8 protein-coding genes and 1 pseudogene are annotated in these 13,645 nt (G+C 66.8%); 8 read left to right on the top strand and 1 reads right to left on the bottom strand.

The features are described 5' to 3' along the window. Nucleotides 1-3 precede the first annotated feature (3 nt). The gene (locus ACZ54P_RS11690) at nt 4-2,037 is read right to left on the bottom strand and encodes a hypothetical protein (protein ID WP_465461473.1); all 2,034 of its coding nucleotides are present in this window, start codon (nt 2,035-2,037) and stop codon (nt 4-6) included. Nucleotides 2,038-2,285: 248 nt separating this feature from the next. Here ACZ54P_RS11690 and ACZ54P_RS11685 point away from each other — a divergent pair, with 248 nt between their 5' ends. The 8 genes and pseudogenes from ACZ54P_RS11685 to ACZ54P_RS11650 form a co-directional block, all read left to right on the top strand. Further along, complete coding sequence (locus ACZ54P_RS11685; RefSeq protein WP_465461472.1) at nt 2,286-3,314, top strand: hypothetical protein; 1,029 nt, start codon at nt 2,286-2,288, stop codon at nt 3,312-3,314. Beyond that, nucleotides 3,311-4,513, top strand: coding sequence for an OmpA family protein (locus ACZ54P_RS11680; RefSeq protein ID WP_465461471.1), 1,203 nt, complete (start codon nt 3,311-3,313; stop codon nt 4,511-4,513). Before ACZ54P_RS11685 ends, ACZ54P_RS11680 begins: the two co-directional genes overlap by 4 nt. A gap of 3 nt (nt 4,514-4,516) precedes the next feature. Continuing rightward, nucleotides 4,517-5,761, top strand: a complete 1,245-nt coding sequence (locus ACZ54P_RS11675) for a hypothetical protein (protein WP_465461470.1) — start codon at nt 4,517-4,519, stop codon at nt 5,759-5,761. Further along, nucleotides 5,758-6,567, top strand: a complete 810-nt coding sequence (locus tag ACZ54P_RS11670) for a hypothetical protein (protein WP_465461469.1) — start codon at nt 5,758-5,760, stop codon at nt 6,565-6,567. Before ACZ54P_RS11675 ends, ACZ54P_RS11670 begins: the two co-directional genes overlap by 4 nt. Before the next feature lie 99 nt (nt 6,568-6,666). Beyond that, the gene (locus ACZ54P_RS11665; RefSeq protein ID WP_465461468.1) at nt 6,667-10,620 is read left to right on the top strand and encodes a CHAT domain-containing protein; all 3,954 of its coding nucleotides are present in this window, start codon (nt 6,667-6,669) and stop codon (nt 10,618-10,620) included. A gap of 55 nt (nt 10,621-10,675) precedes the next feature. Continuing rightward, complete coding sequence (locus tag ACZ54P_RS11660; RefSeq protein ID WP_465461467.1) at nt 10,676-12,712, top strand: hypothetical protein; 2,037 nt, start codon at nt 10,676-10,678, stop codon at nt 12,710-12,712. Nucleotides 12,713-13,017: 305 nt separating this feature from the next. After that, the gene (locus ACZ54P_RS11655; protein WP_465461466.1) at nt 13,018-13,413 is read left to right on the top strand and encodes a helix-turn-helix domain-containing protein; all 396 of its coding nucleotides are present in this window, start codon (nt 13,018-13,020) and stop codon (nt 13,411-13,413) included. Beyond that, nucleotides 13,410-13,645 (top strand): annotated as a pseudogene (locus tag ACZ54P_RS11650) (IS630 family transposase); the annotation flags it as partial. The gene ACZ54P_RS11655 and the pseudogene ACZ54P_RS11650, both read left to right, overlap by 4 nt.

The following is a 13,645-nucleotide window of genomic DNA, read 5'->3' as shown; positions in this document are numbered from 1 at the left end:
GATTCACTCGATCGCGGAGGCACGGTCCTTCAACGCGACAAAGCGTTCATACAGGCTCGACTCCTCCGCCGAACCCTTCGTCAACGTGCCAAAGGCCTCCTCGGCAGACTTGATCATCAAGGTCAGCCATTCCCGCGCGCGCACAGGCGCCGGATGCACATCGAGCTCCACCGTGAGCAGGAGTGCGGGCGCGACGTTGAGCACCAGCGGGATCGTGTCGGCGGACGGTTTCGCCAGGAGTTCCTGGAAGTCGGGTTGCCCGAGCACCCAGTCGAGACGCTCGGGTATTTCGGCGAGCAAGCCGTGGGCGTCGGTGATCCGGTTGTCGGCGACGGCCAGTTCGGCAAGCCGGGTGGCCGTGCTGGCGGCCAGGTAGAGCGCCCTGCCGTAGGCGATCGGGGCACCGACCCGGTCGTCAAGAGCTTTGCGAAACGGTATGACGAACTCTTCGAACAGTCGGCGGGACTCGCTCAGGTCCGCCACGGAGTCCGGGTGCGAACCGAGATAGGTCGCGTAGTTGTGGACCAGGAAGCCGAGTCCTTCGTGCTGTCGCGAGTCCAGCGCCGCGAAATCGATCTCCAAGGTCTCGGCGAACGTCCCCCACAGCCGCCTCACCTCCGCGTCCAGCCCCGCCGCCTCGTCCGCCAAGGTGTGCCTCGCGGCGTTGAGTTCGATGCAGGAGGCGGACAGCAGGTCTGCGACGACACCGCGGTCCAGCTTTCCGGCTTCCCTCATGGCCGTGCCACGCTTGATGTGCTCGCGCAGATCCCTTACAGCGGCCGGTATTTCGGCGTCCCTGCCGTGCCGGACGATGTCGAACCGGATCACCGCGAGCCGCCACCTCGCGGTGACGGCGACGGGGTCGTCGGGATCGAGTGTGTCGATGACGGTGACCACACCGTCGAGCTCGGCCGCGAACTCGTCGACGCCGATCGCCTCACCGACGACCGCGCGGTGCCGGCGCACGATTCCGACGGCCGCGATGACCAGCACCCGCTTGGCTTGTACGGACAAGCCCGCGAGTTCAGCCGACTCGGGCAGCCGTAGCGGGGTCAGCTTCTCCTTGAACGCTTCGGCCAGCCGTCCTTGCGAAGCCAGTACCCGGGACAGCAGCACTCCGACGATCGTGTCCGACGGGAGAAGTGCCTCGGCGACAACCTGGTCAGGGCTGCGCTCACTCAGCCAGACATAGCCGATTCCTGCCGTCTCCGCCGCGTCGAGCAACAGGTCGATCAGCCCCTCGGCGAGCGCCGACCGCAAGGTGTGCACGTCCATCCGGCCGGCGCCGATCTCGTCGAACGACGTCCGGGTGTTGCGAGGTGGCCGTACGGCCAGCACTCCCAGTGTCTCGTCGAGCAGCCGCAGGTCCCGCGGACTGGTCGCCGGGTTCGGTTCCGCGGAACCCGTCCCGCCGGTGATCTCCGACCTGGCCATCCGCAGCTCCCGCAGCCGGTCCGCGCGTGGAAACCGTTGGTCGGCCAGCAGGATCCGTTGAATGGCCCTGGCTTTGAAAGCGGCGATGGCCAACGCGGGTTGCGAACGGAAGGTCTCGATCACCACGGTGGCCCATCCGGTGATCGCGTGCGCCGGGTGCACGGTCCCGCCCGCCCCGCGAAGCAACGGCAACGCGTGGAGCATGGCCTTGGTGATGGGCTCGAACAGCACATTCGCCGCGGTCAGCAGCACGGCCGACTTGGTGTGCGGGCCGTACCGGTTCATCGTCGCGTTGACGATCTCGTTCGGCAGCGCGGGTGAGGTGCCGGACACGACCGCCCGCTGGTGAAGGAACCAGGGCTCAGCCGGTTCTCCGGCCGTCTTCCGCAGCTCCGCCAGCTCGGCACGGGTCGGCGACGGCGCCCCCCGGGAGATCTCGGCGAGCGTGATCGTGTTGAAGTCGCACACCCACGTGGTCCGCCCGAAGGGGCTGTCCTCCCACCGGACACCGAACAACGGAGCCACCTGGCGAGCCAGCCTGGCCGGGACGAGCTCCGACCTTCGCACGGTCGGCGGCGGGACGACGGCCGACAGCAGGGCCATGGACTCCTTCTTTCCTCTGCGCTCACGTACGTCCTTGATCTACCACACAGGGCGATCCAGGCAACCAGATCGCCGGTATACCGTCTGAAATATCCAGAGGTTGCAACTTTTACCTTCTGAAGTATTGCCACATATGCTCGTTTACTCTTTACTAGCTGCTAACAGAGCTAGCAAACACATTTAAAAGTATGGCAGGACTCATGATCATTGACAACCCGCAGGTTGCGGAAGCGATTTGGTACGAGGTGGTGAACGAAGCACGACCCCTCCACTCGCGTACCGCCGACCGGTGTGACACCGAGCTGCGCACCGGAGATCTGCGGTGCGCACGCTTCGGCGTCCGCAGAACGCCGAAGGGCCCGGCCGGTGACCGCAGCCTGGCGGTCACCGGCGACTGCCCCTGTCGCGATCTCCTGGTGGACGCCCTAGTGCTGGCCGATCACTACCTGAACAGGAGGCCGGATCTGATCAATCCCGGCGGAGCGGTGCGCGAACATCTGCGACGCAGATTTCGTGACCTGCACAGGGCCGCCAGAGCGCGGCGTGGGGCACTCGCCAGACCGCGGACGGTGGCGACCAACCGCTACGGCCGCGCCCTCCGCGACGAGTTCGATCGGCTGGTGTTCGAGCTTGTCGCCGACGAGGCGGGCAAAGCCGAACCGCTTGACGATCAAGCACACCTCCACCGCACGATCGCGGTACGCCTCTGCGGTCACCTCGGCGGAACGGTCACCGATCACCTTGGCCGCGTCGACGCCGCGCTCTCCGTCGTGGAGCGCGCTTGCCGGACCGGGCGGCGCGTCAATGTCGGCACCGGCACCCACCCCGAGCTGGTCTCCTTCTGGGAGGCCCACATAGAGCGCCCGCTCGGTCGCAGGCGTCCGTCGGCCTGCCGGCTGCTCACCGGCCTGGACGACTTCGGCCGGCTCGCCACCGCGACGGCGGACCCGGCGGCCGCCGCCGAGTTCGACCGGGCCGCGCTGCGCGCCTCGGTCGCCGACCTGATCACCGACTCGGTTCGCGACCGGGAAGCCCCCTTAGTCGCCGTGTTCGTCAACGCCGTCCGACAGGCAGGCCCGGGAGGCGAGGAAGCCGCGCTGCGTCGCGTCGCCACCGAACTCGTCGCGCGCGGCCTGCTCCCCACCCGCGCGGCGACCGCCCTGCTCACCGACCGGCGCCGCATCGAGACCACGTTGACCTGCCTGCGCGAACTGTCCGGCATCGGGTCGGACGACGCGGGCCAGGAGAAGAACCTCACTAAGGAGCTCCCTCGATGACGCCTCCCGGTCCCCGCCGGCGCCACTGGTCGCCCACTCGCCTCCACGGACGGCTCCGGCTGCTCGGTTCGATCATCTTGGCCGCCTGCTTGACCGGCTGCGAGGCCGGCGAACCACCGTTCAACGGCTCGATCGCGTATGTCTACGACGCACACGCCAACTCCCGGCAGGGCGTGTACGACAAGCTCGTCGACCAGGCCGTGGACGACCAGCGGCAGCTCATCATGGTGCCGCTGGACGGCTCCCCCCGGCACCTGGCCACGGTCGACCTGCGGTCCTGGGCGAACAACGGCCCCGGGCGAGAGGAGGAGCGCGCGGGTTTCGGCACGCAGATCCGCGCCATGCTGGCTTCGGCCGAGCCGAAGGTCCCGGAAGTGGATCTGCTCGGTGGGATCCACCTGGCTTCGCGGGAGCTGACCGTGGAACCGAAGCTCATGACCATCGACTCGTCCTGCCTGTCCACCAAGGGTTCCCTGCGGTTCCAGGAGGACGGCATGCTCTACGCCGAGCCGAAGGACGTCGCCGACTCTCTCGAGCGCAGCAAGCGGTTGCCCGACCTGCATGGGATCAAGATCACCGTGCGGGGATGCGGCGACGTCGCCGCCCCGCAGGCGGAACTCGACATCGCGACTCGGGCCAACCTGATCGCGATCTGGGTCGCCGTCCTGGAACGGGCGGGTGCCGAGAAACCGGTCGTCGTGGACAAGACCGAACGCAAGGGCAAGGCGTGGCCCCATGCCCCGTATGTGACACCCATCGAACCGGCGAAGATCGCCGAGCCGGGCCCGCGATCCGCCGTGGCGCCGTTGCCCGCCGCGGCGTTCTTCAAGCCGAAGGAGGCGACGCTGATCGACCGGAACAGGGCGATCGACGCCGTGCGGCCCCTGGCCGCCCACGTACTCGAAACCGGCGACCTGGTCAGCCTGCTCGGCACGACGGCGAGGGACGGGGACAAACAGGGACAGGTCGATTTGAGCCGGCAACGCGCGGGGGTGATCCGCGAGCTGCTCATCGGGCTCGGTGTCTCGGCCGATCGGGTCGGCGCCGACGGTGCGGGCAGCTATTCCTGCAAGTACGTGCCGGATCTCGACGCGGCCGGGAACCTGGTGCCGGAAAAGGCGGCCCAGAACCGCGCGGTGCACGTCGCCGTCCACAGTAGACAGACGAAATGGGACTTCTGCCAGAGCGGGAGGCGTTGACCGGTGCGTGGCGATCAGCGGGAGAAGACCATGCCGGGTCCGGCAGGCGCGCGGTGGTGGTGGCGGCCGCGTTGGCTGATGGCCGACTTCCGGATACCGGCCCCCAAGATCACCGGTATCGCCTACTCGAAGCGGCTGCGGGCGAAGTGCGACGCGGCGATCTCCTCCGGCGCCGTGGACGCCGGCACCGGTGCCCTGTTCGACCGGCAGATCGACGCCGATCTCGGCAACGACCAGGCCCTGATCAAGGACCAAGCACGACGATACGGCCAGCGCACCTACCGGATCGCGCAGCGGCACCGCCTCCGCGAGGAGAAGGCCGCGGGCCGGGTCGCACACGTCGCCGACGACCTGACCGCTGAAGAGAGCAAGCTCGGCGACCTCGACAAGCAGATCGAGGAGCGCCGGGATCCCCCGCGGAATCCTACTGAGAGCAAGATGTCCGAGCGTGCGCGGCGGTTGCGGGCGAGTCTGCGCAACGTCGGCGACAGCCCGTTCGCGGGTGCCTTCGCCCGGCTGGTGTTGATCGCGCTCATCGTCGTCGACGTCCCGGTGCTGCACACGATGCTCGGCAGGGCCGACTACCGGTCCGGCGAGTTCACCAACTGGTCGATCGCCGCCGCCTCGGCGGTCGCGCTCGCCCTCGCCGCCGGCTACGCGTGCGATCTGCTGCTGCGCTGGCTCGAGCATCGTTCGGGGGTGCACCGGTTCTTCTCCGTGGTGCTCTACTTGTGCTGGGCAGCGGGTATCGGCGTGGCCACCTGGTTCCGCTTCAGCCGCCCTAACCAGTCGGGCCCCAGGCTGGAGATCACCAGCGGCTCGGCGCCCGGGAACGCGGCGGGTGAACTGGCGGCAGGCACCGTCGACGTCGGGATGGCGTTGCTGCTCAGCGGCCTGCTCCTGCTGACCGGCGCCGTCGCGATGGGCATCGTCGTGCTCGACCACGATCCGCTGCAGAAGGAACGGCGCCGGAGCGCGCGGCGCCGATGGCGGCTGCGCTGCTTGCTGCGGCACGCCAACCACGTCGAAAACCGCCACCACAAAGCCGTCAAGGTGCAACAGAGCGTGCTCGAAGGCCTCGACGGACAAGCCACCGACGCCGCGAAGCAGGCCTTTTTCACATCGGTGAGTCTCAAGGAAGACGTGCGGCACTGGATGGCCAATTCTCTCGGTGACCCGGCCGCGACTTCGGCGCTCATGGAACACCCACCGGAAGAAGATCTGCAAGCACAGGGAGATCGCGCATGAGCGGGAGAGCACGCAAATCCTTGGCGCCCGGGGTGTTCTCGTGGTTGCGAATCGGCACCCGGGAAGAATGGCGGCACCGTTGGCACGGGCGACGCGACGGTAAGAAGGGCATCCCGGTGCTCGACGACAACGACGGCGAACTGACGCCGGTGCGCCCGACGCCGCATACGCGCACCCTCCTGAGCCGCCGCGACGAGGTGATCGCGCGGCAACTGGAGGCGCTCATCGGCATGGTCGGCGAGACCTGCAAAAAGATCGACGGCGACTACGAGCGAGTGGCCATCCTGACCGGCGAGCTCGCCGAGGCACGCCGGGACCTTGCCGAAGCGCAGACGTCGGCGGCGAAAGACGACCTTTCCGCACCTGGTGCGGGTGAGCGGAAACTGCCGGTCAGCACGATCACCGCCCGACGGCGAAACGAGCAACGCAAGCGATTGAAGCCGTTCCTCACCACGGTCGCGGCGAAGGAGGAGGAAATCAAGACGATCTCGGTGACGATCATCGAGCTGGAGGCCGAAGTCCGCGACCACCTCCGCGAAGTCCAGCGTCGCGCCGACACCTACGAGGCACACGTCGTCGGTCTCGACATGCGTTACTGGCGCGCATTGACCCGGGTGCACGAACGGAAGAAGCAACTGCTCACCCGGCCGCGGGAATGGTCCCCGCCCGCGCGGTGGACCAAGGAACCCGACTACCGGGCGGCCCTCGATCTCGGCCCGCCACCCGGCATCGGAGTAACGCACCGCCGGGACGGCGCGACTGGTGATAGCGACACGGCTTCGCGCAGCCATCCGTCAGCACACTGACAGCGGGATCTAAGACCCACCAGACATGAGGTGTCCGCCGGAATTCCACGGACGCCGGGTCGAACACGTCCGAATTTCGCCGAGTGCGGAGGAAGTTTCTTGTCCACAGAGGACGAAATACTGGAGTTCGCGGCCGGCTACGCGGCCAGGATCACCACCGATCCATCCACAGTGGACCCGGCGGTAGCGGGCGATCTGGCGGGCGCGGTGCTGGCGATCAGGGACGAGAGCCTCGGTCTGCACCTCCCGGTGGTCATGGCCTTGCTGCATTACGCTCTCGGGCAGGCTGGCGAGCATCCGGAAGCCGCCACGTGGAAGTGGGATCTCGGCCGGGTCTACACCGAGCGTGCCTACTCCGCCGACCTCGCGGAGGCCGCGAACCGCGAGGAGTCGGTGGCCACCGTTCTCCAGGACTGGGACGACGCTGTCCGGTGGTCGGACGCCGCGCTGCGCGACACGTTGGCGGGTCGATGGCCCACGCTCGGCGACGGTGAGTTGTTCGAGTCACTCGTACTCGACCTCGTCAACATCCGCTGGGACAGGCTGTCCGTGCGGTCCGAGACGGCACGCGGCCCGGGCGAGCTCGCACACGAGACCGAGGCGCTCATCACCGAGCTGGAATCACTGGTACAGCTGGTCAAGTCCCCTGGACGGCGGGCGGAGATCATCGCGTTCATCGGGCTGGCCTGGTACGCGCACCACGAAGAGACCGGCCAGAAGAGCGCGCTCCACCAAGGAATCGAGACGCTGTCCGCCGCCGTGGCGGATTTGCCTGACGGAGATCTCGTGGCCGCGGCTCAGGCGAGCCTTGGCGATCTGCTCGGCAGGCGCTATCTCGACGACGACCAGCCGCTCACCCTGGATGCCGCGATCGCCGCGGCATCCAGGGCCGTCGAACTGTCGGCACCAGACTCGCCGACTTGGATCCACCGCAACTGGTTGCTGGGGACGAGCCTGTCGACCCGCTTCAACATCTCCGGCGAACCGGTTCCGGCGGACCGCGACAGGGCGATCGATTGCCTGACGATCGTGAACGAATCGCTCGATCGTCCCGAGGACGATCCGGTCGTCTGCGGCGCACTGGGCTTCCTGCTCGGTGTGCGCGGCGCGGACGACGACCGCGTCGACGACCTGCGTGCCGCCATCCCCCTGCTGCGCGTCGACGCCACGGCACGCCCCGATTGGCTTTCGTGTGTGACGCTCGCGACGGCATGCCGCGAACGAGCGGTCCGCACCGGGGAAGACGCGGACTGGGCCGAAGTGCTGACGACGGCGACGGACACGCTCGCCCACGGGGCTCCCGAACCCGGGCTCGCCCTGTTCGAGATCTCCGGTCGCCTGCTGGCGGCGGCGCATCTGTCGGGCTACGAGATGCGGACCGTGTTCGAACGCAATCCGATAGCCGACTGGCTCGACCACGACGTCGAGCTGATCATGGCGGCTTCCCGGGACCACGCCGCCGATCGTGAGCACTTGTCGACGGCCGCACTGCTGTGCTCGATTTACGCCGCGCTGCGGGCCTCCGAATTGATCCCGACTTCGACCACGGGATTCCGTGCCAACGCCGACCGGGCACAGGCTCTGCTCGCCTTGGTGCGACCGGATGACTTCGCCGGCGAGCCGGACTTCATGTTCCTCCGGACGATGGTACGCGGGCTGCTCGACACGGTGACCGCGATCGCCGATGACGCGGCCGAAGGCGCCGACACGGACGCGTTGATCACCGGTTTGCGAACCACCGCCGATCAGGAGATACGGGACCTGTTGACCGATCTGATCACGCTCTCGGGGAGTGTGCACGGCCTTCGCGACGGAAGTCTCGCCACCTTGCGAACCTCCGATTCGGAGGCGCGACGCCAGGGGAAAGGCTCGTCCAGTGCACAGGACGCGGCGGACATGGACATCTTGGCCCGCCTGTTCACGTTCACGTCCAACACGATGACCGGCATGAACCCGGTTGATCGGGACAGGGAACTCGCCGAACTGACGGAGGGGCTGGAGCGGTTCTCCTTTCCGAGCATCTCGACGCCCTTCGCCGCGATGCTGGCGGCGATCAGGAACCTCATCGCCACGGAGGACACCGGCATCCCGCCGTCGGACGCCACCCCGGTGTCACCGGACGACCCGACCTACTTGGTCCGGCGTCTGGGGATCCTGATCCCCTCCTTGACACTGGCCGCCAAGAAGCACCAGGCGAACGAGGTGGCACGCATCGCGGCCGACTTGGACGGCCTGCGCGGGAGCATCGACCACACGCACCCGATCCTCGGCCCGGCGGCGACCTGGCTGTTCACCGTCGCGGACGGCTTGTTGAGCACGTTCAGCCCGGGCGACCGGGCAAGGCTCGACCAAGCGATCACCGAGTACGAGCACTTGATCGCCGCCTACGGCCGTGAAAATCCGTTCCTCGTCGAGTCCACGGCCGCCACCTTGGGCAGCCTGCTCCGTGCTCGTGACGAGCCTGGCGACCGGTACAGGAGCCGGGAAGTCTCCATCGCCGCGATGACGGCGCTGACCTGGCGGGTGCTGGTGCAATCCGGTACGACCGACGCACTCGCGGTGGCCACCAGCGCGATAGCGACCACTGACAAGATCCTGACCTGGTGCGTCGAGGACGATGCGCGCGAGGATCTCGTTCGCGTCCTCGAAGCCCAGCGTGGTCTGGTCCTGCATGCGGCCAACTCCAACCGTGACGTGCACACCCGGCTACGCGCCAGGGGCGAAACGGAGCTGGCCGCGCTGTGGAAGGAAACGGCGGGCACCGACCAGCTCGAACTCCCGGTTCTGTCCCACGCCGGCACGCTGCCCACCAACCTGCGGGTCCGGGTCCTGCGCTCGCTCGGTGACACCCTGCTGAACCCGCCACCCGTAGGCGAAATCCGGCAGGCACTGGCCGCGCACGGCTCGGACCTGCTCGTGTACCTGGTGTCGCCCGGCCCGGGCAGGTCTGCCTACGCCGTCGCCGTGCCACGCGAGGGCGAGATCGAACTCGTCCCGTTGCGCGGCCTGACCACGCACGCCGGTTCGCCGATCGCGGACTACGTCGCCGCCTACACCCGCTGGTACGAAAAGCCCGAGGGACCCGAACGAGCCGCGGCCGAGGCGGACTGGCGCGTCGAACTCCGCGAGCTGTGCGACCACGTTGGCCGGACAGCGGGCACGGAACTCGGTCGCCTTGCCAGACGTCATGCACGCTCCGGCAACGTCCCGAAGCTCGTGCTCACCCCGATGGGAATACTCGGAATGGTTCCCTGGCACGCGATCCGCGTGCCGACCGGAACCGGTGCACGCCACCTGCTCGAAGACGTCTGCGTGTCCTACACACCTTCGGCCAGAATGCTCGCCGAGGTGACCTCGCGCGCCCCGATCGCGGGAGGAACGGTGCTCGTCGGCGACCCGGCAGGCGGTCTGCCTTCGAGCGGCCCCGAGGCGAAGTGCCTTCGGGAATCCTTCTATCCCGAAGCGAAGTTCTTCGGCGGTATCGGCGAACACATGGACGAGGTCTCTCGTGAACGGGCGCCCGACGGGTGGGGCACCGCGACCGAGGTGAGCAATGCTCTTCGCGACGGAGCAGGTCTGTTACACCTCGCCACCCACGCACTGGCCCGGATCGACGCCCCCCACCAGTCGTATTTCGAGCTGGCCGCCGACACCGAGCTGACCGTGGAAGCCCTGCTGAACCTGAATCCGACCGGCGAGCTGCCCCTCGGGATCGTGGTACTCGCCTGCTGCATGACCAGCCTTTCCGGCAGTGACTACGACGAAGCGATGAGCCTGGCCAGCACGATGCTGGTCATCGGTGCCCGCTCCGTCATCGGCTCCCTCTGGTCGCTCTTCGACCGCAACGCCGTCTACCTGAGCTACCAGTTCCACAAGAACCTGACCGCGGGCATGAATGTCCCGGAGTCGTTGCGGCAGGCCCAGCTCTGGATGCTCGATCCGAATTCTGACACCTCGGCGCTGCCTGAGCTGATCACTTCGCTCGATCCGCCGGACGCCCCCAAAGAGGACATCGCCGAGTGGGCGGCCTTCCTGCAGATGGGCAGCACATGACCACCGATTCGGGACAACTTGCCGAAAACCCGAAGACCTTGCGATCGGAGTCTCCATGACCGGCACCAGGCAAGAATTCGACGAATTCTGCGAAAAGATCGTGTGTTCCCCCCTTCCGGGCATCGGCCAGGAAGCCTTTGGCGTTCCCTCGCGAAACACCGGCGGGTTCTTTGTCCCTCCAGTCCTCCTGGAGAAGCTTTCGAGCCCGACCGCCGCCGTAACCTTGATATCGGCCAGGGGTGCGGCGGGCAAGAGCACCACCGCGTTCGAAACGGCCACACGCCTGGGCGCGCCACTGTGGAAACTGGAGAAGGATCAGGCCGTCGGCGGCACCTCGTTCGAATACATACTGGTCAAGTACCTTGGGAGCCACGACGTCGCGGGCAGGCTGCCCACCACTCCCCCGGCGCTGGTCGTCATCGACTCGCTCGACGAAGCACGCTCCCGCGTTTCAGGCAAGTCCTGGGAAGAGTTCGTGGCTTCGCTCGCGACGTGGACGAAGCAGGGGCTCCGCTTCGTGCTCTTGGGCCGCGAGCGGACGATCGAGGACGTCTGGGTGATGCTGGAAGATCGCGGCGTCGAAGTTGCATGGTGGGAGATCTCCCACTTCGCGCGGCAGCAGTGTGTCGACTACGTCGACCAGGTCGTGGCTCGCCGTGATCCCCACGCGGACCGGACCAGTGCCGAGTATCGCGGCGCCCGGGACGCGTTGATCCACGCTCTACGCAAGTCCGCGGAAGGCCGCTACGGTGAAGAGTTCGTCGGCTACGCGCCCGTCCTTGACGCGGCCGCCGCCATGTTGATCGGCAAGCCCAACCTGCTGTCGATCCGGCAGCGGTTCGAACAGCATGGTCAAGAGACCGGTGACCTCGTCGACCTGCTCGAAACGATCCTCGTGCGTCTGCTCGAGCGCGACCAGGCGAAGGTCGAGCTCCTCGCCGGCTCGCTGGGCCTGAAGCCAGGGCAGGCCTACCGCCCCGAAGAGCAAATACTCTGGCTCTGTCATTTCCTTGAAGAAGGCAAAGCACCGAGCCTGCCGTACCTGGACGCCGTGGAAGCCCGGCAAGAATACATTCGCAAGGTCACCGAGTTCGCGGGCGAACACCCGTTTCGCACTGAACGTGGCTGGGCCAGTCCGATCTTCGAAGCGTACGTCGCGTCGAAGGTCTTCGACGCGTGTTGCCTGTCGCCATCCAGACTTCTGGAAATCGGCCACCAGTCCGGTTTTCTGTTCGACTTCATGAATCGACACGAGTCGCTCGTGCTGACCGAGTCGCAGTTCGCGGCGTTGCACGCCTCCCTTATCGCCTCCGAGTGGAGCGAGTCGGCGGCGAGCGCCGGCTTGACACAGGTCGTCGGCGAGAGCCACTACAACGGCTCGCTGTCCACCAGCGCCGCGAGCAGGGTGACCAGTTTTAGCTTGCTCACCGAAGGTGACCACACACTCAGACTTCTCGGCCCACTGTCGGAGCTTTCCGTTCACAGCCACCGCACGGTCGTGCTGCAAGGCGGTCCGCAAGGAGCCGAAATCGGACCCGACTTCTTCGTGCGCGCGGCCGAGATCGTCGTCGAAGCCGCGTCTCTCGAATTCGCGCGGCGCCCGGGAGGCACAGCCGACGACGAACCCTCTGTCGTATTGGAAGCCACCGACCGGCTCGATCTGCACGCGGATTCGGAGCACCTTCCGCGGCCGGGCGAATTGGAATTGCGGGTTCCGGCCGGTTTCAAGCTATCCTACCCCTGGTACGAGTACCGCGCCGAACTACAAGAAGAGGAAGACCTCGACTACAGGGTGATCCGTTTCCTCAACAAGGTCATGAACCTCACCCGTAACCACGGTCATGAAGGTGAGCGAGGAGTGTTCATCAAGAAGCTCGAAGGCCGTCAGCCGTTTCCGCCGGAACAGTTTAACCGCGCCCTGGGGGCACTCGTCAGTGAAGGCGTGGTCCACGTTGAGGGCGACATGGTCTTCCTCCGCACCGCCTGGGAACCGTACCGCTACAGCGGAAAAGCGCTTCCCGGTCAGCAGCAGCTCGAAGACGTCCACCACATCTGGGCGCCCGTGATAAGGCGTATCCAGGAATCCTTGTAGAGCCTCTGCTGTGATCCCGGGACCGCCCCTGCCAGCAGCTCGACGCTGTTCTGCTCGATTCCCAGACCGTGTGCTTGTCCTCGTCGAGCAGGTACCAGATACGTCCACTGCCGGTGCCAGGCTTCCCTTGAGTTGGTGGTGACGCTCGTCGGGATCCTGGCCTGGCCGAATACGCATGTTCGCGGGCGGAAGGTGTTGACCAGGTGTCCATGACCCGCTGGTGCTGTGTCCATGATCGTTGGCCGGGTTGGTGACACGCCGGTCGATGTTCGTGGTGGTTGGTCGTTGGGTGTCAGTCTGGGTGGATGGCAGAACGAGTTCGAGCGCGTCGGCTGACCGATCAGGAGGGACAGCGTTTGCAGCAGATTGTGCGCAGAGGTACCGGGTCGTCGGTCCGGTTGCGGCGGGCGATGGTGATCATGGCCTCGGCCAGCGGAAACACCGTCCCCGCCATCGTCCGGTCGGTCCAAGGTGACGAGGACGCGATCCGCGGGGTGATCCACCGGTTCAACGAGATGGGCCTGGCCTGCCTGGACCCTCAGTGGGCGGGTGGCCGTCCCCGCCTGATCAGTCCTGAGGACGAAGCGTTCATCGTCGCGACGGCCACCACGCGACCGGAGACACTCGACCAGCCGTTCACCCGATGGAGCCTGCGGAAACTCTCCGGCTATCTGACGCACAACCGTGGACCCGCCGGGTGACGGTCGGGCGGGAACGGTTGCGGCAGTTTCTGCGCAAGCACGGGATCACCTTCCAGTGCACCAAGACGTGGAAGGAGTCCAACGATTCCGACCGCGATATCAAACTCGCCCGGATCGAGCATGTGTCCAGCAACTTCCCGGATCGGGTGTTCGCGTTCGACGAGTTCGGCCCGCTGACCATCCGGCCACATCTCGGTGCCGGCTGGGTGAAGAAGAACCATCCCGACAGACT

The organism is Amycolatopsis sp. NPDC034160, from assembly GCF_055575355.1.
The sequence above is the reverse complement of the archived record's forward strand: the minus strand, read 5'-3'. Positions and strand labels throughout refer to the sequence as shown.